The 23063-nt window shown below is 55.3% G+C and carries 13 protein-coding genes; 10 read left to right on the top strand and 3 right to left on the bottom strand.

Going from position 1 to position 23063, the window contains the following annotated elements:
- Window positions 1–35: 35 nt before the first annotated feature.
- From nosR to HCH_RS15185, 6 genes are all read left to right on the top strand, one after another.
- Entirely contained in the window at window positions 36–2174 is a 2139-nt protein-coding gene (gene nosR, locus HCH_RS15210; protein ID WP_011397208.1) for a transcriptional regulator NosR, read from the top strand.
- A 26-nt stretch (window positions 2175–2200) separates the two neighbouring features.
- Complete coding sequence (gene nosZ, locus HCH_RS15205; RefSeq protein ID WP_011397207.1) at window positions 2201–4120, top strand: TAT-dependent nitrous-oxide reductase; 1920 nt, start codon at window positions 2201–2203, stop codon at window positions 4118–4120.
- A gap of 14 nt (window positions 4121–4134) precedes the next feature.
- The gene (locus HCH_RS15200) at window positions 4135–5448 is read left to right on the top strand and encodes a nitrous oxide reductase family maturation protein NosD (RefSeq protein ID WP_011397206.1); all 1314 of its coding nucleotides are present in this window, start codon (window positions 4135–4137) and stop codon (window positions 5446–5448) included.
- 1 nt (window position 5449) lies between these two features.
- The gene (locus HCH_RS15195; protein ID WP_011397205.1) at window positions 5450–6367 is read left to right on the top strand and encodes an ABC transporter ATP-binding protein; all 918 of its coding nucleotides are present in this window, start codon (window positions 5450–5452) and stop codon (window positions 6365–6367) included.
- Window positions 6364–7191 (top strand): ABC transporter permease, encoded by an 828-nt coding sequence (locus HCH_RS15190; RefSeq protein ID WP_011397204.1) that lies wholly within the window; start codon window positions 6364–6366, stop codon window positions 7189–7191. Before HCH_RS15195 ends, HCH_RS15190 begins: the two co-directional genes overlap by 4 nt.
- 67 nt (window positions 7192–7258) lie before the next feature.
- Window positions 7259–7786, top strand: a complete 528-nt coding sequence (locus HCH_RS15185; RefSeq protein WP_083769777.1) for a nitrous oxide reductase accessory protein NosL — start codon at window positions 7259–7261, stop codon at window positions 7784–7786.
- A gap of 110 nt (window positions 7787–7896) precedes the next feature.
- On the opposite strand, the gene HCH_RS15180 is transcribed toward HCH_RS15185, so the two are convergent.
- Both HCH_RS15180 and HCH_RS15175 read right to left on the bottom strand, forming a co-directional pair.
- Window positions 7897–9189 (bottom strand): discoidin domain-containing protein, encoded by a 1293-nt coding sequence (locus HCH_RS15180; protein ID WP_011397202.1) that lies wholly within the window; start codon window positions 9187–9189, stop codon window positions 7897–7899.
- A gap of 137 nt (window positions 9190–9326) precedes the next feature.
- A complete protein-coding gene (locus HCH_RS15175) occupies window positions 9327–11378 on the bottom strand; it encodes a DUF4185 domain-containing protein (protein WP_011397200.1) in 2052 nt (683 codons plus the stop codon).
- Between the two features lie 257 nt (window positions 11379–11635).
- On the opposite strand from HCH_RS15175, the gene HCH_RS15170 reads away from it, so the two are divergent.
- From HCH_RS15170 to HCH_RS15160, 3 genes are read left to right on the top strand one after another with little or no spacing between them, the layout of a single operon-like run.
- The gene (locus HCH_RS15170) at window positions 11636–13336 is read left to right on the top strand and encodes a caspase family protein (protein ID WP_011397199.1); all 1701 of its coding nucleotides are present in this window, start codon (window positions 11636–11638) and stop codon (window positions 13334–13336) included.
- Window positions 13337–13346: 10 nt separating this feature from the next.
- Window positions 13347–15116: a ShlB/FhaC/HecB family hemolysin secretion/activation protein gene (locus HCH_RS15165; RefSeq protein WP_011397198.1), complete on the top strand. Its 1770-nt coding sequence runs from the start codon at window positions 13347–13349 to the stop codon at window positions 15114–15116.
- A 21-nt stretch (window positions 15117–15137) separates the two neighbouring features.
- Window positions 15138–17327, top strand: a complete 2190-nt coding sequence (locus HCH_RS15160) for a CHAT domain-containing protein (RefSeq protein ID WP_148212582.1) — start codon at window positions 15138–15140, stop codon at window positions 17325–17327.
- Between the two features lie 120 nt (window positions 17328–17447).
- Here the strand turns inward: HCH_RS15160 and HCH_RS15155 are convergent, their stop codons facing one another.
- Entirely contained in the window at window positions 17448–19808 is a 2361-nt protein-coding gene (locus tag HCH_RS15155; RefSeq protein WP_011397196.1) for a Calx-beta domain-containing protein, read from the bottom strand.
- Window positions 19809–20150: 342 nt separating this feature from the next.
- Here HCH_RS15155 and HCH_RS15150 point away from each other — a divergent pair, with 342 nt between their 5' ends.
- Entirely contained in the window at window positions 20151–22964 is a 2814-nt protein-coding gene (locus HCH_RS15150) for a filamentous hemagglutinin N-terminal domain-containing protein (protein ID WP_011397195.1), read from the top strand.
- Window positions 22965–23063: the final 99 nt, after the last annotated feature.

The raw sequence follows: 23063 nt of genomic DNA, 5'->3' as shown, positions 1-23063 counted from the left end.
GCAATGCTGTCACGCCGCACGCCAGGAGTTATAACGTGGAATCTTCGTTCAAAGGTTGCTTACGGTGGGTTTTTCTTACCGTACTTCTGCTGTTAACGCCAACTTGGGGTTACGCTGAGGAAGGGCTGACGGCGATTGAGGCGCAACGCATCAACGAGATATTTCCTCAGGCTGACGTTATCTCAGATCCCCTGGGCGATCCTCCAGTCCGCACAATCAGTCTGGGCAATCACACGCTTGGTTACGCTTACCAAACCCATGACGTTTTTCAGATTCCCGCCTACTCAGGCAAGCCCATCAATCTTCATATCATTCTTGACGCTGAAGGGACCATTAAAGACGCCGTCGTTCTGGAACATCATGAGCCGATCCTGCTAGTCGGCATTCCTGAGCAAAAGCTGTTTGATTTTGTCGCCGGCTATCAAGAAGTTGGCGCAAACGATCGGGTGGTGGTGGGACATTCAGACTCCGCGACCAAAAGCGTGGATGCGATTACCGGCGCCACGGTGACCGTTATGGTGGTGAATGAGTCAATCATGCGCTCGGTTCGTAAAGTGGCGACGTCTCTGGGTCTGATCAACGCCAACGCCACAGCGCCGATACGTGCGGAAGTGTTGGAGGATTTATTCAATACCGCAGATTGGGCTCAATTGACAGGCGCCGGAGCGATACGTCGGTTACATCTGAGTCGCGGGCAGGTGGATGAGTCGTTTCGGGGTACCGCAGCGGAAGGCGTCGACGACGCTCCGCCCGATTCAAGGGATGAAACCTTTATCAACTTGTACTACGCCTATCTGAATGCGCCCACGATAGGCCGCAACCTGCTTGGCGAAAGCCAGTATCGCTGGTTGATGGAGGAACTAAAGCCAGGCGAACACGCTATTGCCGTGATGGCGGAAGGACGTTATTCCTTCAAAGGCTCCGGCTATGTCCGCGGCGGTATATTCGATCGAGTGCAGTTGCGTCAGCGCGGCGACATTATCAGTTTTCGCGATCTTGATTATTACCGCTTAAGCGACGTCTACGCTCAGGGCATGCCGGAATTTCGGGAGATGGCGATTTTTGTGATTCGCTCACACTATGATTTCGATCCTGGCGGCTCCTGGGAGCTTGAGCTGCTGGTGCGGCGACAAACGGGCCCGGTGGAGGGCGTATTCTCAAGCTTCTCCGCGTCCTATCAGATACCCGACGCCTACGTGAGCAGACCTGCGCCGTTAGTGGTGGATGAACCTGACCCTGAGCCCATTTGGATCAGCATTTGGCGCAATAAAAGCATGCAGATTGGCGTAGTGATCGTCAGCCTGGCGCTGCTGCTGGTCATTCTGTTTCTGCAGGACTATTTCGTACGCTTTCCACGCTTACTCCATCACTTACGGCGCATTTACCTTCTCTACACGGTGGTTTTCCTTGGCTGGTATGCGCTGGGGCAACTGTCCATCGTCAACGTTCTGACCTTTACACATGCGGTCATGCAGGATTTTCACTGGGAATTATTCCTGATTGATCCGGTGATTTTTATTTTGTGGACATTTACCGCCGCGACCATTCTGTTATGGGGACGCGGCGTATTCTGTGGCTGGCTCTGTCCTTTCGGCGCTCTGCAGGAGCTGATCAATGAAGCCGCGCGCAAGATAAAGATCCCCCAATTTGACCTGCCGTTCGGTCTCCACGAGCGTTTGTGGGCGGTGAAATACATCATCTTGCTGGCTTTGTTCGGAGTGTCGTTGGAATCCATGGCGACGGCGGAGAAATATGCGGAGGTGGAGCCTTTTAAAACCTCGATAACGCTGCTTTTCAACCGGGAATGGTGGTTTGTCGCCTACGCCGGCGTATTGCTCCTCATTAACGTTTTCACCCGCAAGTTTTACTGCCGCTACCTCTGCCCATTAGGGGCGGCATTGGCGATTCCCACTAAATTCCGCCTGTTCGATTGGCTAAAGCGGCGAAAAGAGTGCGGGAACCCCTGTCAACTCTGCGCCGTGGAATGCGAAATTCAGGCGATTCATCCTGATGGCCGCATCAACGCCAACGAATGCCATCACTGCCTTGACTGCCAGATGACCTATCACAACGAGCGTAAATGTCCGCCGCTGGTGCTGAAAAACAAACGCCAGCGCAAGAATGCCGCTGCGCCCAGGCCGGAACGCATCCCGGCGACGCAACTGGACGGCTGATTCCATTGATGAACAGGAGCTTAACTATGAAAGATGCAGACAAATCGTCACACACTACGCCGGATGCCCGGGATTCTGGAATCAGTCGTCGCGGCTTCCTTGGCGGAGCGGCGGTGACAGGCGTATCCGCTGTTACCGGAATGGCTGCGATGACGGGGTTCGGTTCTTCCATCATGAGCCCGGAATCCTGGGCGGCGGCGGCAAAGACCGCGCATCAGAAAGCCTCGGTGGAGCCTGGAGAGCTGGATGAATACTATGGCTTTTGGAGCGGAGGCCATTCAGGGGAAGTGAGGGTGTTGGGGGTGCCTTCCATGCGTGAATTAATGCGCATCCCCGTATTCAATGTGGATTCCGCCACAGGATGGGGCCTGACCAATGAGAGTAAACAAGTGCTGGGAGAGTCAGCGCGGTTTTCCAATGGCGACGCCCACCATCCTCATGTGTCCATGACGGATGGGCGGTATGACGGCAAATATCTGTTTATCAACGACAAAGCCAATACCCGGGTGGCGCGTATCCGCCTGGACATCATGAAGTGCGATAAAATCACCACCATTCCGAATGTGCAGGCGATCCATGGTTTGCGGCTACAGAAAGTTCCCCGCACCAAGTATGTGTTTTGCAATGCTGAGTTTGTGATTCCACAGCCCAATGACGGCACAGACATGGAAAATCTGGAAAACCATTACACCATGTTCAATGCTGTAGACGCGGACACCATGGAAGTCGCCTGGCAGGTCATTGTCGACGGTAATCTGGATAACACCGATGCGGACTACACTGGTAAGTATGTCGCCTCGACGTGCTATAACTCCGAAAAAGGATTGCTATTGACGGATACCATGCGCAACGAGCGCGACTGGGTCGTGGTGTTCAACGTGCCGAGAATTGAGGCTGCCATTCAGGCGGGTAACTTCAAAACGATTGGCGACGCCAAAACGCCGGTGGTGGACGGCCGTCATGGTTCTGAGCTGACCCGTTACATCCCCGTTCCTAAAAACCCGCATGGACTAAATACCTCCCCTGACGGCAAGTACTTCATGGCGAATGGAAAGCTGTCGCCCACGGTCTCCATCATCGCCATCGATAAGCTGGATGACCTGTTTGACGGCAAGTTTAAAGACGAACGCGACGTCATTGTAGGCGAACCGGAGCTGGGCCTGGGGCCGCTGCACACCACCTTCGACGGCCGCGGTTTTGCCTACACGACGCTGTTTATAGACAGTCAGGTGGCGAAGTGGAATATCGCCGAAGCCATACGCGCTTATAACGGAGAGAAGGTTAACTATATTAAGCAGAAGTTGGACGTACAGTACCAGCCGGGGCACAACCACGCCAGCCTGACCGAGTCCCGGGATGCTGATGGAAAGTGGCTGGTGGTGCTCTGCAAGTTCTCAAAAGACCGTTTCCTTCCTGCGGGGCCGCTGCATCCAGAGAATGATCAGTTAATCGATATCTCTGGGGACGAGATGGCTTTGGTCCATGATGGACCAACCTACGCTGAACCTCATGACTGTATATTGGTGCGCCGGGATCAGATCCGCCCACTGAAAATATGGAGCCGGGATGACCCATTCTTCGCCTCCGCCGTGGCGCAAGCCAAAAAGGATGGAATTACTTTAGAGACGGATAACAAGGTTATTCGCGACGGTAATAAAGTGCGCGTGTACATGACCTCCGTCGCGCCAATCTACGGCCTCACTGAGTTTCGGGTGAAACAGGGAGATGAAGTCACCGTTTACATTACCAATATGGATATGGTGGAGGATGTCTCCCATGGCTTCTGTATGGTGAATCATGGGGTCAGTATGGAAATCAGTCCCCAGCAGACCTCGTCCGTCACTTTTGTAGCGTCTGAGCCGGGCGTGCATTGGTATTACTGCAATTGGTTCTGCCATGCCCTGCATATGGAAATGCGCGGCCGCATGATTGTGGAAAAGGCTTGAGGCTCGGACATCCCATGCGCGGATTCCTGTCACGGCTGGTTTCTGGCTTTAGCCTGGCGCAGGCGTCACTCCTGTGCCTTGCGGCGGGATATGCATCGGCGACTCTGCAAGAGTTGCCGATGATCCAGGCGACCGATGGAGAGTGGGTGCTGTCGGAGGGCGTTTACGAAGGCAATTTCGCCGTTTCCCGCAGCCTTCATTTTCGTTGCCTGCCTGGCGCCGTCATCAACGCCGGCGGTCAGGGGCACGGACTCCGTCTCAGGGCGCCGGACATAACCGTCCGCGACTGTGAGATTCAAAACTGGGGACGTAATCTGACAAACCTGGACGCCGGTATTTTCATTGAGCGTCAAGCCGCTGGCGCGGTGGTGGAGAACGTCCGTCTGAGCGGGCCGGGATTTGGCGTCTGGGTAGACGCCACTCCCAACGTCACCTTGCGCGGCAACCAAATACAAGGCGACGTCAGCGTGCGTTCACAAGATCGCGGCAATGGCATTCATCTGTTCGCCGTCACTGGCGCTCTCGTTGAAGGTAATGAGGTGTCGCAAACGCGGGATGGCATCTACATCGACACTTCCAACAATAACACCCTGGCCGACAACTTCCTGCACGATCTGCGTTACGGAGTGCATTACATGTATTCACACGATAATGCGGTGCTGAATAACTGCACCTTGCGCACCCGCACAGGCTATGCGCTGATGCAGAGTCGTAACCTGACCGTAGAGGGAAACTATTCCGAACAGGATCAGAACTACGGCATTTTGATGAATTACATCACCTATTCCACTTTGCGCAACAATCAGGTCGTCGCCGTGAAGCAGGGAGGAATGGCGGGGGTAGGGGTGGATGGCGCTGAAGGTAAGGCCTTATTCGTTTATAACTCACCGTTTAACGTGTTTGAGCGCAACCGCTTTGAACAGAGCGATATTGGCGTCCATCTGACGGCCGGCTCAGAAGATAACTTAGTGGGGGGGAATGCGTTTATTCATAATCGGCGTCAAGTGAAATACGTAGCGACACGCCTGCAAGAGTGGTCAACGAATGGAAAAGGAAATTACTGGAGCGATTATCTGGGATGGGATCGTAACGCCGATGGGATTGGCGATGTTCCCTATGAACCCAATGATAACGTGGACCGACTCTTATGGACCTACCCACAAGCCCGATTGCTGATGCACAGTCCATCCATCGACGTCTTGCGTTGGGCGCAACAGGCCTTTCCCGTAGTGAAGTCTCCTGGCGTCAGGGATAGTGCCCCGTTGATGCGGAATACAGTACAACATGAAGCACAAACGGCTTGCCGTAAAAAGGGGAGGGGGAAATAGCATGATTCACCTGGAAGGGGTTAGCCAGTACTACGGCCGTCATCAGGTTCTGCATGACCTCAATCTGACTTTGGGGGAAGGCGAAGTGCTGGGATTATTCGGACATAACGGCGCCGGCAAAACGACGACAATTAAACTCATACTTGGACTGCTTCGTCCAGATCGCGGCAATGTGCTCACCCTGGGGCGAAGCCCGAATCAGGTGGATATGCGCCGTCAGATCGGCTATCTGCCAGAAAATGTCATGTTCTATCCGCAACTAAGCGGACTGGAGACCTTGCGTTACTTCGCGCGGCTTAAACAAGCGCCTTTGACCCAGGTGAAAAGCCTGCTGGAACAAGTGGGACTGTCGGAAGCGGCGAACCAGAAAGTCAAAACCTACTCAAAAGGCATGCGACAACGTCTCGGGCTTGCTCAGGCGCTATTGGGCGAACCCCGGCTGCTCCTGCTGGATGAGCCGACTGTGGGGCTCGACCCCATTGCAACCGCTGATTTGTATGAATTGGTGGATGGACTGCGATGTCGGGGCGCAGGAGTCATTTTATGCTCCCATGTGTTGCCTGGAGTGGAGCCTCATATTGACCGGGCGGCGATCCTCGCCCATGGGCGTCTGCGGGCGGATGGCTCTCTGGGTGAATTGCGCCGTCAGGCGCAGGCCCCGATTCGGGTCAGGTTGTCGGGCGTCAAGCACCGGGACCAATGTTTGGAGCGCTGGAAAGACCAGATTCCCAATATGCGTCCGGTTAACGCCCATAGTTTGGAAATCGCCACCGACGCGCAACATAAGCTGGAACTGCTGAAAGTATTGCTGACCAGCATCCAGGTAGAGGATGTGGATATCCACCAGCCCGGCCTGGAGGACTTGTATCGGTATTTCATCGCCGATGACCCTGCGCAAACAGAGGAGAAGCGGCAATGAGACAGATCTGGCGCATCGCCCAAAAAGAGGTCAGCGACGGCTTACGCAACCGCTGGCTGCTCGCTATCACCATGACGTTTGCGATACTGGCGATTGGCATTGCCTGGTTTGGCTCCGCCGCGTCAGGTCAAATCGGGTTCTCCAGTGTGGAGACCACTATCGCCAGTCTCACTAGTCTGGCCAGCTTTCTGATTCCCCTCATTGCACTGCTGGTAGCCTATGACGCGATAGTCGGAGAGGATGAAGGCGGAACCTTATTATTGCTGCTGACTTACCCCCTGAGTCGAATGCACTTGTTAATAGGAAAGTTTTGCGGCCATAGCATAATTCTTGGTTTGGCTGCAGTAACAGGTTTCGGCTCCGCCGCTCTGGCGATTGTCATCTTCGCCGAAGGGGTCGTTGTCAGTGAAGTGTTAGCGGCTTTCGGTCGCTTTATCCTGTCATCCACACTACTGGGATGGTCGTTTCTGGCGCTTGCGTATCTTGTCAGCGCGCTGGTGACGGAGAAAAAACGCGCCGCCGGGTTGGCGTTGTCGTGTTGGTTCCTGTTTGTGCTGGTGTTTGATCTGGCTTTATTGGCGATTCTGACTTCCACCGAAGGCCGGATGAGCCCTGAGACTCTTCCCTGGTTATTGATGCTTAATCCGACGGATATCTATCGTCTCATCAATCTGACGGCGATGAATGGGTTTGGCGGAGTCAGCGGCGCGCTGGCGATCGGGGCGGATTTGCCTCTGACGCATGGGTTGTGGCTCGGTCTGGCGGTATGGGTGGCCGCGCCTCTTCTGCTGGCGCATATCGCCTTTACGCGAAGAGCGATTTAGGGGCCCAAATCCGCCAGAAAGCGAAGCAGGTTGTGATCTTTAATGCTTATTCACAGAAGCAGGTGATATGGTGCTTGGAATATATGAATGGACGCTGAAGTCCTCCTTGGGTGTTTTACTAATTCTCGTACTACTTGGCCTTACTGGCTGCCGCGATCCCGTCAGCGACGCCAGTGTGCAATTGTCGGCGGTACACTTTGAACCGGAAGACGAATGTCACATCTGCGGGATGGTGATCGCCAGGCTGCCTGGCCCCAAAGGTGAGGCGGTGCTTGCTGATGGTCAAGTATTTAAGTTTTGCTCGACCTATGAGCTTTTCACCTGGTTGCTTCAACCAGAAAATCGGCGCCCGGGCTCCGCCGTATTTGTGCATGACATGTCGCGCACGGATTGGAATACGCCAGACAATGACCACCTTATAGACGCCAGGACGGCTTCATATGTGTTGGGCGCAAAGATTAAATCAGGAATGGGGCCGTCCCTGGCGTCATTTAAAAGTGAAGAAGATGCGAAAGCATTCATGGCGGCTCACGGCGGTCGTTTATTGGGGTATGGGCAGATTAATCTGGAGAGCCTCAACCATAGGGACGACTAGACGACCAAATGATGCGCCAGCGCGGCTAGCCGCGGGAGACAGGGCCTGACATGCGCAGGCCCTGTCGTTGCAGACAAATAGAAGGAAGCTATTTGTCTGCCTGATTAATATTATTGGGGAGCCGCGCAGCCAGCCAGGTCGCTTTGCGAGAACTCAATTTCCCGGTAGCTATTCCAGTCGTTCTCGGTATTGCCCTGGCCCACTATGCGCACGCGCCTGGTGGAAACCTCGGGAAATTCGAAAGTCTCGAACTTTCCGTTCAGTGTTCCTGAGCTGATGCCTTCGTAATGGTCCACGTAGTTCACGCCGTCCTCCGAAGTCTGAACTTTAAACATGTACTGGCGTTTGTCGCCTTTATGGAAGGCGATCTTCACCGAGGACAATGTCCGCTCTTCACAGAACTGGGTATCGATATGCTGCCCCACACCCTGGAAGTAAACCCAGTTGCTCAGATCTCCGTCAAATGCGTAGCTGACATCGCTGCCTTTTCCGGGATTCCGGCTCAGGCTGTGCTTAGGCTGGCATCCGCCGTCTGTGATGGAGAGCAGGGAGGTATCCGATAGTTTGAAGTCGTCCAGCAGCCACTCGGTGTCCTGACCATAGGCTCCGTTCGCCCAACCCAGCAGATAACCGGTCTTGAATCCCTGTGGGCCTTGGGAAGGCGTTCTGAAGGGAATATTGGCGGCCTTATGGAGCTGGGTGAAACTGCTTTCATCGGCCCACCGTCTCCAGGTTTCAATCACGCCGTCTTTGGCGCCGTTGTATGAGGCGTTTTTCAGGTGCATGACCACCTGCATCCATTTGCCCCGATCCGTCGCTTTATTGATGAAAGGCTTATGCTGTTGCATGGCGATGGAGGCGGTATGGCCGCCTTTGGAGTAGGTGAAGGCCAGGTCGGTATTGCCGCCTCCGGCCGGCTCCATACTCAGCCAGAAGGAAGAACCTTCCCCTTTATTGGAGTATCCGTCCATCCAGAGGGAGAAAAACTTATTATTGGCGGCGCTTCCATCTACGTTGTCATGAGAGTAATTGATAGGCACTCGCACCCAGTAGCTGATCCACAACTCGCCATGGGCTTCGCCCATATCGAAGCGCTGTTCCGCAAACGCCTCGCCTGCGGGATACCGAAAGCGCAAGGCGTGACGCCCGTCGGAGCCTTCCCACTTGCGCCCGGCCACTGGGCCATCTTCCGCCTTGGAGCCCGTTCCTCTTCCTTTCCAGACGATGAACTGGTCGTCCCTGACGATAGAGGTGCGATTCAATGAGCCCCATCTGAAACCTTCCTCGTTGGTCGAGAGAATGTCGGCGGATTCAAAACTGTCCTGAAAGAACACCCCAGCCTGTACCCCCGAGGTCAGCAGAGTGAGCGTCATCGCTTTGATTAACTGATTGCGTATTTTCATTATGAATGATCCTTATGTATTGGGTTGTTTATCAGTGGGTTTCAGCATGAAAAGCGGCGGGGCCCGCAGACCGCCAGTAATGCTGCAGGCGCTACGCCGAACCGAACCGAACTGATGCTTTGGTATTGCTGAAAAGATTATTTTTTGCGCAAGTAGAACTGACCGTTCACGGTGTTCCAACGGTCTGTCTGTTTGATGCCGGTGTATGTCATGGTGAAAGTATGTTTCTTCACATCAAGCCATTTCAGGGGGATATTCCACAAGAAGCTGGTGTCTTCCACTTTGCCGTTGGTGAACTGATTGGCGTAATGCACGGTTTTCCAAGGCCCCCAGGGAGTTTCCGCCTCGAATAGACCGATATTGCCGCTTGCATTTTCTCCGTGCTGGGTAAACAGGAAGAATCTATCCAGTCCCACGTGATAGAAACTTGAGCAATTCCAGCCAACGCCGCCTTTTTTGTCCTGGAACGCGGGCGCCCGGTCCTTCCAGTTTTTCGACCATTTGGCGGCCCCGCCGTTTCCTCCGGCGTAATACTCATAGGCGCCGGGGTCTTCAATTTTCGAGGTGGAGACGCGAATCAAATAAATCTCTCCGGGAATCTGGCTGTTCAACCCATGAGTCTTGTCAGTCTTATGAGAGCTGTAAATGTAAACATAAGGGTAACTGCCATGGCCTTTGGCCATCTGGATAAAGGTCGGCGTGAGCAGGTCATTTTCAAGCCTTACCCCGGTCTTTTTCCAGCTCTTACCATTGTCGACGGACTTATAGAGATCGCTGGGATAGGTGTAACCGGGCGTGTACATGCCCTCGGCGTGATTGTTTACAATCATGTACAGCGACTTTCCGATGGCGATAATGCCGTAGGATTTGTAACCATACTTATGCGCTTTGTCGCAGCCCGGCAGGTTATTGCCCTTGCATTCCTTTATTCCTTCCGGGTTCGGTTTGGTCCAATTTCCTTCTTTATCCTTAAACCATGTCCAATAGTGTTTAAAGTCCGCCAGATCGGTGGCTTTGAGTTGCGACAAGTTCCCGGGAACTCCGGCGATACGGGCGACGCCCAGAGCAGCGCGTTCTTTACGCTGGTCGCCGTGAAAGCCGCCGCCGTCTCCCCAGGCGGTGTAAACATTGCCGTCCCCCGACCAGGTGGTCGGCCAATTGTCGCCGCCATCGTTCTTGTCATAAGCGGCGCTGTGATAGGTAGACCAGTCGATACTCATGCCCCAGTCGCTTAACGGGTAGGGCGCTCCGTTGTTATCGGAAGGATCGGAACCGCCGGAGTCGCCGGTCTTGAATTTCACATCGTAATAAGGGGTGAAATCCCGGTGAGAACTGCTGCCGTTAGAGATAATCCGGTAGTAACGGTAGCCGGTTTTGGCGCCGATTTTATACGTGCGGACAGAAACGTTGTCGTTTGGGTTGAGAACCGCGACCTTGTCCCAGTTTTTTCCATCATTACTTCCCGTCAGCCAGCCGCGCTCTTTCTCCGCCCGGCCATAATTAACAGTCAGTTCGCTGACAGAGACCTTTTTGCAAAAATCCACTTGTAGATGGCCGCCTCTCTTTATATTGGCGAAGGTTTTCTGGCTTGTATCGAACGCCTGAGAATAGCTGGAATGCGTTCCAGAATAAGCGGGACAAGCGGCTTTGATTGACATTGAAGGCGCGCTTCGGGACTGGGTTACGGGAACTTCGACGATGGGTTCCGGTTGCTGAGACACTGTCCCACCAATATTGATGTCATCAACAGTGATGACGCCGGTTCCCTGGTTCTCCAGTTCTATATGGTTAACGGGAGACCCGCCCCTGGCGTCATAGGACGCAGTGGTTGCGCCGGAGCCAACGGGGATTTCCTGCAGCAGGCCGCCATTGGCGTCAAATACTTTCACACTGCCGAAGGAGTCGGAAGCGATACGGATGTTCAGCGTTTGTGCTGGTTTTTTCAGCGCAAGTCCGCCGCTGTCGCCGGGTTCCACCACCCAGACCGAAGCGCCGTCTTCATCTGTCAGATGCACGCCGTTCTGGAAGGCGACGGCGTTATCCACAAACTCCAACACTACCTCTGCAGACGCAGCGCTATCATGAAGCTGCGAATCCGTCGCCGCCGCCGTTCCCGTCAGTGCGGCGGCGGAGATCGTTGCGATCAGCGCCGCCAGGACTGTGGGTTTATAGTGATCAATACATTTCATTTTCTATAGCTCCTTGAACTCATTTGACTCTCAGGCTGCTCAGTGAATATTCTCCTCTTTTTGTTGAGGTAAATATTCCCGCAAACAATATGCGGTAAATTTTCCCTCGTCAAGCGTTTAAACAATGGCTGATTCCCAACCGGACAGGAAGCGTTAGGTTTGCGTAAGGACTAGGTCAACTGGCGATAGTTACATAAGTTAACAACTAACGTAGAATCACGTCGCTATTGGAGCCGCGCTAACTGACTGAAGAAGAAATGATCAAGCTCAACACGGCATTTATCATCGCAGCACTTTGCCTGTCGGTTCCCCTCAAAGGCTGGACGGCTAACCTCGCGCTGCTGGTGGGAGTAGGCGAATATCCCGAACACAGGCTGGAAGGCCCGGTAAACGATGTCCGGGCGCTGCAGCGCATGCTTACGGAGAAATGGGAGTTCAAGCCCAAAGATATTACCGTCCTGCTTAACGCCGCCGCCAGCAGGGACGGCATTATAAAAGCGCTCGACGCACTGATTGCGGAAAGTCGTCCCGGCGATAATGTCTTCATCTACTTCAGTGGGCATGGCACCAGCAAAATGGACGCCGACATAGGCGCACCGCTGCCCGCTGTTTCCGGCGCTTTTATCCCTTATGACGTCGCCGGCGTCAAAAATCTCGATGAGTTAATGACCAAGCTGATCGTGGGCAGGGCGGATTTACGCCCTCGGCTGAAGAGGCTGGACGAAGGCGGGCGTCATATATTTGTAGCGATAGACGCCTGCTACTCCGGCAACACCGTGAGGAGCAGCACAACGGAAAAGGGATTGCCTGAACGCTTTTGGGATATTGCGGCGGGAGCGGGCGCCGAGAAAGAGGCGGGTTACCCGACAGACGCAGGCGGACTGGTAAGCCTGATTAGCGCCAAAGACGAGCCCTATCCATACGAAAATCTGTACTACCTGGCGGCATCCGCCGAATATGAAGCGGCGCAGGAAATTCCCACCGCACGCCTCCATGAATTCCCCACTTTTGACAACCGCCCCCACGGCGCCTTTACCGACACCCTGCTGACAGTGCTGGACGCCCCAGCGCACGCCGATGTGGATAGGGACGGTCAGGTCAGTTATGCGGAATTGCAAAAAACGGTGGAAAGGCGCATGCGTCAGCGGCGGTTTAATCAGACGCCGCAAGGGCTGCCGGCGCTGGAACAGGATGACGGAGAACTGAGTCGGCAAGCAGTCTTCTTTCTGGAGACAATAGCTCTGGGCGATGTGGACAAAACCACTTCATCCCGGCGCAGGGAGGACAACCGTCCCCCCGTGCTTAAGGTTGCGGCGGCAGCGCACAGTTTGACCGCGTCGCTGCTTAAGGCCGCGCCAAACCTATCCACTGTCAAGGACAATGCAGATATCCATCTGTCGCAGGCGCCCAGAGAGAATATGCTCGAAGTCCGTGATCGCGACGGAGGACTGCTTGCGGAGCTGGCCGCCACTGACTCGGAGGTGTTGCGTCAACTGCGCTACCGGCAGTGGCTGCTGCGGATCGACGCCATGCTTGACGCTAACGCCTACGAATTCAGGGGTGAGCTGCAAAGAGAAGGGAAGAGCGAATCTCCCGCTGTGGCCGGCGAGGTATTCGGGTTTCGGTTTGAATTGCCGCGGCGCGGCTATTTGCTGCTGCTCGATTTTGATCCTCAAGGCGGCGTAACGGTGCTTTATCCCCGGCGTGAGGCGGACAATGACGTTCCGTTCAATAAAGGCGTCCTGGATTGGCCCGAGCAGGCCAAGGTATACCCGCCTTTCGGCAAAGACGCTCTTTACGCCTTGCTGCTGCCCGCTAAAGAGGATGTCCTCAATCGTCTGGCGGGCCAGTCTTTTTCTTTTGATCACCCATTGTCCGAACCACTCCTTGATTTGTTTTCGCAAAGCGGAAAGAGACTTGGAGTAAGCCGCCTAGAGTTACGAACCAGGGCGGAATAGATATTTTTTGATGCCCAAGCTACGCCTCATCCTCAACCAGCTCGCCAGACCCGGGGCTATCGGTCCGGCCTGTCTGCTTTTGTCCGTGCTCGCCGCAGAATCGCCCAAGGCTGAAGAAAATACCAGGGGCGTTAAGCTGACGTCGCCGGTAAAGCCTTTGTTTAATGAGCCCATGCTTTCAGAGCCGGGAGCCCCCCCCCAGGTTTTGCAGCAGGTACTCCCTCCGTTGAAGAAATCGGAACGGGAGGCGGAACTGAAAAGTCAGGTTCGCTTTCTGCTAAACGCTCTGGTTCTTGAGGGCAGCACTGTCCTGAGCCGGGCCGATACGGACCCGGTGTTCGCGCCCTATCTGCAGCGTTGGATCACCATGGAGCAGTTACAGGAAATACGGCAGACTTTATCGATCATGTACTTGCAACGCGGATATGTGAATTCCGGCGTGGTCATTCCGGATCAAAGAGTGTCCAATGGCGTGGTCAGGCTGATCGCCGTAGAGGGGCGGCTGGCTTCCGTCAATCTGACGGGGAATGATGACATCGCCGATGCCTATCTGTTGCAGCGGATATTGCCGGCAACCAACCAGCCTCTGAATGCCGGAGAGCTGCAGAAGGCCTTGCGCCAATTGCAGAAAGATCGCCTGATCGCGCAAATACACGCTCAATTGAAGCCAGGCGGCGGTCTGGGCGAAGCGGATCTGGATATTCAGGTCAGGGAGGCGGCTTCCAAACGCATCAGCCTGACCCTGGATAACCGCCGCACGCCCAGCGTCGGGGCGGAACAGGCGACGCTCAATTTTTCCGACGACAACCTGACAGGGTACGGCGACAGCCTATCGTTAACCCTGAACGGCTCAGCCGGGGTCGCCAGCGGCGGCGTTGATTACGCCTTCTTTGTCAGCCGCTTCGACAGTCGCATTTTATTAAGTTATGACATTTCCGATTCCCGAGTGGTGGAGGAACCCTTTGACCAACTGGACATTGAGTCCGTTTCTTCCAGCTACTCCCTGGGGTTTTCCCAGCCCTTTTACTTGTCCGACAACGCTACGCTGACGGCGAACCTGAGTCTCGCGCATAAACAAAGTGAGACTTTTCTGCTGGGTGAGCCTTTTTCTTTCTCTGAGGGCGCAGTGGAGGGACAAACCTCAACAACCACCCTGCAGTTAGGCCTGGACTGGATGCTTCGCACCCGGGATCAGGCGATATACGCCTCTCTGAGCGCCCGCAGAGGCTTGGACGTGCTGGGTGCAACTGACACGGAAGATGGGGGCGGAGAGGGGCCCAACGGGGTGTTTTTCGCGCTATTGGGACAACTGCAATATGCAACACGGATGGACGTCTGGAAAGGCGGACGGTTTATTCTGCGAGCTTCGGGGCAAAAGGCGTTCGCGCCGCTTTTTTCCATGGAAAAGTATTCTGTGGGAGGGCGCGACAGTGTGCGCGGGTATAGGGAGAACCAGCTTGTCCGGGACAACGGCCTGTCCCTGTCAGCGGAGCTGCGCCTGCCCGTGTTAACGGGGGAGTCGGGAGCGGACCGCTATAAATTACGCCTGATTCCCTTTATCGACAGCGGCCTGTCCTGGGATGAATCCAGCAGCGCTCACGCCAGTGAAAAGGTGGATATCTATAGTGTGGGCCTGGGTTTGCAGGGTGACCCGCTTCCGGGATTACATGTTGACCTGTTCTGGGCGCAAGCGCTGCAGAAAGATAACGTACGCACCGACGGCGATGATTTGCAGGATAAGGGGTTGCACTTTTCCGTGCAGTATCTCCACGAATTTTAAAAACGGGATATACAGAGTCGAGTGATCAAGATAAACGCCATGGCTGCATACGGGAAACTCCATAGAGCATGTCTTATCGCCAGTCTATTGGCGCTTATTGCATGCGCTGACGTCATGGCGCGGCAACCAACTTCAGCCGCACAGGCGGAGACCCTCCTGCGGGAGTTGGAGACATACCGTAACGAGGGGCGGCTCGATAAAGCCGTTGAGCTGGCGAACAACAATCCAACGCTGCCCGGACAGTTATCTGATCGTACTATGCGGGCGCGTCTGTGGCGGGCGTATGGGGCGCTGCGCTACGCGACAGGACAGTGGGAGGAGGCGGAAAGCTTATTGACGCAGGCGCTGACCTTGGCGGATGACGGCCCCTTGAAAGCAGCTGCGGCGAATGACCTGGGCTTGGTCAAAATCGCCCGCCGTGAACCGCTTCGCGCCATCGCGCTTTTTAAAGAGGCGTACGCTATGACGAGCGTGGCCGAAGATCTGGAACTGCGGGTGCGGGCCGGAATGAACTTAACCCGTGCGTATCTGGATCATGGTCAATGGGGAACGCTTGCTGATTCCCTGGCTTCGAATGCGAAGGATCTGGCGCTTTTAGGCGACGCCCCGGCGGCGACGCCTCAGTGGTTACGGCTTGGCAGACTGTATCTGGAGGCGGGGGCGCGTCTGAACGCCGCGGATTATCGTTTACGAAGCTTCCAGGTTTTGCAGAAGGCGCTGGCAATGTCGCGCCGGGCTGACAATAAAGCGCAAGAAAGCTACGCGCTGGGTTATATCGGACAACTGTACGAGCAAGAGCGCAGGGTGGAGGAGGCGTTGGATTACACCCGCCGGGCTCTGTTCGCAGCCCAGGAAGTCGGCGCCGAGGAGAGCCTGTATCTATGGCAGTGGCGTATGGCCCTTCTGCTTCGGCAATCCGGAGACAGCGTCGGCGCGGTGCGCAGTTATCGTCAGGCGATCGCCTCCCTCAACCGTATCCAGAGTAGGGTGCAGGACCATTCCCTGGTAAATTTCAGGGAGGTGATCCGTCCGCTTTATTACGGATTTGCGGATATGATGCTGGCGCGTTCGGCGGCAATGACGGACGCCGAGGGTAAACAGAGCATTCTGCAGGAAGTGATGGACGCGCTGGAGTCCATGAAGCTGGCGGAAGTGGAGAACCACTTTAACAGCGAGTGCATGGCGCTGCCGGAGCGCCAGACTAAACTCACAGAAATAGCGGGAGGAGGCGCCGTTTTCTATCCCGTCTCCCTGGCGGACCGCACCGAGCTGATAGTGCTAATGCCGGACGGGGCCCGGCAGTTCACCTTGCAGGTGAACGCTTCCGAGTTGCAGGCGCTGACCATTGAATTTCGCACCCAGATTGAGGCTTATAGTTCCGGCGCCGGTTACCTGGCGCCGGCCCAAAAGTTGTATTCGTTGTTCATCGAGCCAGTCAAGAGTGAATTGCAACGGCAGAATGTGAGCACATTGATAGTCGTCCCCGACGCTTCGTTGCGCACCATACCCTTCGCCGCCCTGCATAACGGACAGACCTTTCTGATAGAGCAGTTCGCCATCGCCACAACCCCCGGAATGACCCTCACCGAACCTGCGCCGTTTCAGCGCGACGGCGTGCGCGTCCTGGCCGGTGGACTGGCGGCCGGCGCCCAGGGATTCGCCCCGATACCCGGTGTCGCCGCGGAGTTGCGGCGCATCGAAGCCTTGTTCCCGGCGCGTCGCATTCAGGATAAGGACTTCGTGCTCAAGGCCGTCAAACGGGAAATAGCCCAAGGCGAATACTCCATCGTCCATCTCGCCACGCATGCGGAATTTAACAGCGACCACACTAAGTCTTTTCTGCTGACCTATGACGGCAGACTAACCTTGGACAGTCTGCAGGACAGCGTGGGATTGCGACGTTATACCGGCGCTCCCCTGGACCTGCTGGTGCTGAGCGCCTGCCAGACCGCTGTCGGAGACGATCAGGCGGCGCTGGGTCTGGCCGGGGTGGCGATCAAAGCGGGCGCGCGCAGCGCGTTGGCTACGCTGTGGTTTATCAACGATCGAGCGGCGTCGCAATTGATCGGCGAGTTCTACGCTCACTTGAACAATTCCGGGCAGAGCAAGGCAGAGGCGCTGCGGAAGGCTCAGGTGAGCATGTTGAGCCGCCCGGGCTCCAGTCATCCCAGCCTGTGGGCGCCTTTTCTGCTGATCGGAGCCTGGATGTGAGCGTTTCGTCCTGGCGCCGCTGGAGAGAACTTATTATTAATCAGGCAGACAAATAGCTTCCTTCTATTTGTCTGAGAGGACAGGACCTGCATACATATGTCAGGCGTTGTCTCCCGCGTTCTAGTCCGTCGGCGCCTCGTCTCGGTCGGAGGTAAGCAATATTTTATCCACTTTCAGGCCGGCTTCTTTCATCCACAGGTTTAAAGTATGCACGCCGGTTGCGGGTATCTTTATCGGTTTATCCTGTTTGCGGGTCCAGTTCCATTGATAATGGGGGAAGCGCATTTCCGCGACTACCTTGCCATTAAGGCCAACGTATAGCGTATCGGTGTCACCCTCTTCGCTATAGCCTTTCATCCATACGTAATGGTCGCCGACGCCGGTGAAGTTGATCTGATAATCCATGCGGGCGTTGCGCGAGCCCTGGTCCACCGTTTCGCCTTCCAACTGAGTCGCCTGCATGGCGTACCCCTCATCGGCGCCCGCGTCAGCGACTAACCGCCAACTTTGCCCGTTGCCGGAGGTGACGCCCCCTATCTGTTCCGCCTGAATGATGACGCGGCCATCAGCGCTTTGCGAAAAAGTTCGCACCGCCGCGGGGCCGGCGTAATCCGGCTCGTAACTTGGGGGCTCGTAGTCATCGCCGTCGTTGCTTTTTACCAGCAGAATCTTGTCGACAATAATCTCAGCGTCGCGCACCCATAGATTAAGGGTATGCAGGCCCGGCGCGGCTACGGTGACTGAGCGTTTCACTTGGCCGGGCACGGGTTCGGGCGGAGGAGTGGGATCACTGCCCCAACTCCATACTCCACGGCTGGCGAAGGTCAGGTTGAATCCGCTATCGTCACGGGCTCCCACGCCATCAAGGCCGACATTGACGGCGTTCTTCTCGCCGCTGAATCCCACGCCGCGCACCCACACGTAATATACGCCGGCGTCCAGGAAGTCGACGATATAATCCAAACGGGCGCGGGACGAGTAATCTTCGTCGGAGCCTTCATACTGCATCGGCGCGCGCATCGCGAAACCGCCGCTGGCCCCGGCGGCGTGATGGGTGACGCCTTCATGCACCCGCGTCCAACTGTTACCGTGGGGCGAAGGCAGGCTCCAGGTGTAATCCTCCGCCTCCATCACAACGGACTCGCGGCCTTCCACGCCTTTACCTTGGATATAGACTCTTCCCGACGGTTTGGGGATAGCGCCTTCAGGAACTTTGGCGTAAAACTCGATATTGTCCAGCGCAAGATCTTCACCGGTGGAGTCCAGTCTCACTTTTTGTATAAGTCGCCCTTCCGGCGCCAGATATTCAAACTCGCGCCACGATGCGCTTGGGACGTCCAGGCTCCTGCTCAGCTCGGCGGCGTCGCTATCCACCAGAACGATGCGCGCCTGAGCGTCTTGCGTAAGCGAGCGCATGGCGAACTTAATCAGCCGCGCCGGGTAAGGAAACTCAATCAGCGCAGCATCGCCGTTCGCCCGAACTTTCCAGAACGCGTTACCGGTTTCCGTCGGCGCGGTCAATGAGCCGTAGTGAAAACCGGCGCTCATGTTACTGCCGCCTTTGTCCCATAACTGCAGCGCTTCGTCGGACTGACTGGCGAGGGGAATATCCTGAAAGTCATGAAAGAAACGGACATAGCCTGGAAGAGAAAAATTTTTGGCGATCACCACCGCCGCTGACCCGGGCGCTCCCACCTGAACGTTCTCATAACCGCTGGATGAGGCGTCGGTGAGTTTGACGCTGAACACTTCGTCCGTTTCCGCGACATTATCGTCAGTAATGGCGATGGAGATGATTTTGCTCGTTTCTCCCGCTGCAAATATGACCTGTGAGCGGGTGTATTCAAAATCGCCCCTGTCGGCGTCGGCAGGGCCGTCAACATCAGACGGAGATCCGGTTTCATCACCTTCGACGGTTTCATAGCCCACGTTTACGCTATGTTTACTCGGACTGGCCAGGATTATCTGGAACTCCGCCTTTTCGTCCAATTCGTCATAACGAGAATTTAAAGCGGCTATGGTGACGCTGTTTTTTAGCGGTTGGATATCCAGCGTCACTATTTTTGAGGCGCTGTTTCCGCTTGCGTCAGTGGCGCTGAACCGATAGTAGACGCGCTCTTCGCGGGCGACTTCCGGGGCCCTGATTTTTATACTCAGCTCACTGCTTCTTACATCCTGCAGCGCTCTGCTTATTTCCGTCAGGCTTCCCGCAACAGGGCGCCACTCACCGTTTTCAAACACCAACTCTATCGTAGCTTTACCTGTCTCAGGGTGCACTTGCGCCCAGTTGATATGGGTAATAGGCGCGCCGGACGCAGTTGCTGAACCGATCAGCTCCACTTGAGAAAAAGAGGCCGGTGTGGTGGTTTCCTGGGCGACTGCGATGCTTGGCGACGGCGGGGTAGATGTGGATTCGCCGCAGGCGGACATTAACAGCGTGATGAATGAAATAATAATTAACCGCTTATGGAAAGAGGTCATGGCGCATCCCTAAATCTTGGATTAATAGAACTTGAATTAATAGAATAAGTGCAACACTTTGGGTTATTAATCAATTTATTGGAATAAGTGTTCTGTTATTAATCCGGCGGACAATCAAATATTTAAGCGTCCCCGGCGTATTCAATATTTAGAATAAGCAACTGCCGCTGAGCAATTAAAGTATATTTAAATGAAATAGACGCCTTTGTAGTTGGAAGTATAAAAGGTTGCTTCCGTACAGGGTTTGACGCGCCAGCCATATAGGCGCGCTCCCTTGAAAAAGGTAACATAGCCTACCCGCTGGCTGTAGCGGCGTCAATGTCCGATATATAGGGGATTCAAGTGAAAATCGTCAAAGTTAAAAGGTGTTTATTTGTCACTTTTTATATATTGTTTCTGGCGAAGCCGAGCCATGCGGAAATAGTGTTCGACGGCAGCGTCGGCGACCGCGCACCCGGCGATGTATTGTCCGGAAACTCGGTTATCGGCGAAAATGACGGAACCAAAGTCGGCAGTAATCTTTTTCATAGTTTTACCACGTTCAATATTAATGGCGGAGAATCGGTTACGTTTACTTCCGAGTCGCCGGATATTAAAAATCTGATATCCCGAGTAACGGGTAATAGCGCTTCGCTTATTGATGGGGAATTAAACACGCCTGACAAACTGAATTTCTGGTTTATAAATCCTAATGGCGTTGTGTTTGGCGACAATGCGACGGTGAATGTCAACGGCTCCTTCTATTTGAGCGCCGCCGACAGTATTCAGTTCTCCGACGGCGCGGCTTTGCACGCCGCCACCCCCGGCGCAGACATTTTCACCATGACGGGCGATCCTTCTGGGTTTGGCTTTATTGATAATCCAGAGCTGGATAAGACCATCCGCATCAACGGCGCTCGATTCAATCTAAATCTGCGTGAGGAGGGCGAACGGGAATATGTCTTCTCCCTGGTTGCGGGCTGCAACGATTGTCCGGATGGAGAGGGCATGACGGTGAATGGGGCGACCTTTCTCGTTAAAAGCCAAGGCTTGGATTTTGACGAGGTCAGTGAGCTGGCCAGTTACTTCAACGTCCTGATAGCGTCAGTGAAAGGAGCGGCTTCCGTCGCCTTTTCCGCACCGGTTTCTTCTCCGGCGGGATTCGTCATGATTGAGGGAGAGCGTTCGAATATCCGCTTCGTGGACTCTCTGTTACGCACCAGTTATATCGAAACCCTGGACGGGCATAACAGCCTCGTCTACAAAATATATCACGCCGGCGCCGTCGACATTCGCGGCGGCGACGTTGCAATCGTCAATGAGAATTCGACGTTTATCGAAAGCGTCACTCTTGAAAGCGCTGCGGACATTAACGTCGATGCATCAGGAACCTTAACTCTGGATAAAACCCGCATCGCCATGCAGTCGGAGCGGGTAGGCGGCGTTCGCCTGCATGGCGATAAAGGCGTGCGCCTGCTCAGCGCCGATTTGCGGCAAACGGCGGACTACGGCGACCTGGCGGGCGTGTCCCTGTCTACAGGAGGACTGTTTTATATGAATGGAGGCGTCGTGAGGTCCGATTACAATGGCGATAACCGGGACGCTACAAATATTTCCGGGGGCATATCCATAACCGCGCGGGATCTCGACATAGCCAATCACGCGACTTTATCCACTTCAGACAGGTCTGCCTACACCGCCGGAGACATTTCACTCACCGCCGCCCGCAGCCTGCGTTTTTTTGATTCCGTCATAGACACTTCCAGCAACTCCTATACCGCTCCCGGGGACGCTGGAGATATTAGCTTACGCGCGTATACCATCGCCGTAGGCGGCGACAGCGCCATTACCTCCACCAGCGGTTCCCAGGCCGCCGCCGCGTGTCCGTCCTGCGCGCAGATATTAGGAGGGCGCTCAGGCGGCGTCACTTTTGAGACCGGCGTAGAAAAAGACGGCGTGTTCACGCAAGGCGGCGGGATTACGATTGGCTCCGCTGAAGGCGCAACATTGATTTCCACGGCAAGTTACAGCAGCGCCGGCAGGTTGTTGGGGATAGACCGGGATGAAGAGGGCTCCTATCTCAGCCAATTCGACGCAGGGGATATTCGCTTTAAAACCGGCGACATAGTCATAAATAACGCGCACATTGCTTCCGACAGCCACGGACTTGGCGAAGCCGGAACCATCAATATCGACGCGCAGGGCCGCGTCAAGGCGGGGCGGGAAGCGGTGATCAGCTCCGTCACTTACCGCAATACCTATGCGGAGTTGCAGGATAATGAAACTTTAGAAGTGATCAAGTGGAAGCCCGGAGACAGCGGAGATATAGAAATCCGAGCGGGAGAGGCGGATTTGGGCGGCGCATTGTTGTCCACGGAAAGCCAGGGGCTCGGCGCCGCCGGACGCATAGACATTCGCACGGAGGAAGCGCTAAGGGGAACCGGCGTCAGGATTGTCTCTCAGTCGGAAAAGAACGGCGCAGCGGGCGCGATCAGCCTTTCCGGTGGAAACGTCGCGCTCACCGACTCCCTTGTCACCTCCTCTTCGGAAGGTCTCAGCGACGCCGGCGGTCTGGTCATCGCCGGGCATGAGAACGTGTTGCTGAACAACTCAGTAATCGCCACGCGGGCTGACCAGGCTGGCGGCGGCGATATAAATATCGAGGCCGGGCGCACGCTTGTTATTGACGAATCCTCCATTACCGCCTCAACCACTGCGGGGGCGGAAACGCCCGCCGGCCGTCACGACGGCGGTAATATTCTCCTGCAGGCGGACTTTATTCTTGTTCGCGACGGCAAGGTGGAAGCGACGGCGAACGCTGGAGACGGCGGACGCATCCATATCAACGCCCGATCTTCTTTTCTGGCGGACCGGGACAGCCAGATAGACGTTTCCTCCGTTGGCGGCGGCGATGGCGTATTGGACATCAACGCCGGTTTGACCTCGGAAGACCTTGGCGCGTCTCAGGTTGAGCTGCAGTTTATGGACGTATCTGATTTGATGCGGGACAAGTGTTCCGCCGCCGTCCGGGATAATAACAGCAGTTTTGTGGTCGCGGCGCAGAGCGCCGACAGAAGCCCGCAGGATTATCAGCTCAGCCCCTCAGATCAGGCGGCGCGGGACGCTGAGGCGGACGCGTCATCCTGGCTGTCCGCTGGAGTCTGTGGACATCATTAATATGGCATTGATATTGGCATGTTGATAATCAGGCGCCTGCGCGGCGGCGAGTTGCGGGAGACAGGGCCTGGCGTGTGCAGACCCTGTCGTTGCAGACAA

It is taken from the genome of Hahella chejuensis KCTC 2396 (assembly GCF_000012985.1).
Taxonomy (GTDB): Bacteria; Pseudomonadota; Gammaproteobacteria; order Pseudomonadales; family Oleiphilaceae; genus Hahella; species Hahella chejuensis.
The sequence above is the reverse complement of the archived record's forward strand: the minus strand, read 5'-3'. Positions and strand labels throughout refer to the sequence as shown.

What these genes read in the sequence shown, in the direction of transcription:
- HCH_RS15170 (WP_011397199.1), top strand. Translation starts at nt 11,636, where the DNA reads ATGATCAAGCTCAACACGGCATTTATCATCGCAGCACTTTGCCTGTCG.
- HCH_RS15175 (WP_011397200.1), bottom strand. Translation starts at nt 11,378, where the DNA reads ATGAAATGTATTGATCACTATAAACCCACAGTCCTGGCGGCGCTGATC.
- HCH_RS15195 (WP_011397205.1), top strand. Translation starts at nt 5,450, where the DNA reads ATGATTCACCTGGAAGGGGTTAGCCAGTACTACGGCCGTCATCAGGTT.
- HCH_RS15180 (WP_011397202.1), bottom strand. Translation starts at nt 9,189, where the DNA reads ATGAAAATACGCAATCAGTTAATCAAAGCGATGACGCTCACTCTGCTG.
- HCH_RS15190 (WP_011397204.1), top strand. Translation starts at nt 6,364, where the DNA reads ATGAGACAGATCTGGCGCATCGCCCAAAAAGAGGTCAGCGACGGCTTA.
- nosZ (WP_011397207.1), top strand. Translation starts at nt 2,201, where the DNA reads ATGAAAGATGCAGACAAATCGTCACACACTACGCCGGATGCCCGGGAT.
- HCH_RS15185 (WP_083769777.1), top strand. Translation starts at nt 7,259, where the DNA reads ATGGTGCTTGGAATATATGAATGGACGCTGAAGTCCTCCTTGGGTGTT.
- HCH_RS15165 (WP_011397198.1), top strand. Translation starts at nt 13,347, where the DNA reads ATGCCCAAGCTACGCCTCATCCTCAACCAGCTCGCCAGACCCGGGGCT.
- HCH_RS15200 (WP_011397206.1), top strand. Translation starts at nt 4,135, where the DNA reads ATGCGCGGATTCCTGTCACGGCTGGTTTCTGGCTTTAGCCTGGCGCAG.
- HCH_RS15155 (WP_011397196.1), bottom strand. Translation starts at nt 19,808, where the DNA reads ATGACCTCTTTCCATAAGCGGTTAATTATTATTTCATTCATCACGCTG.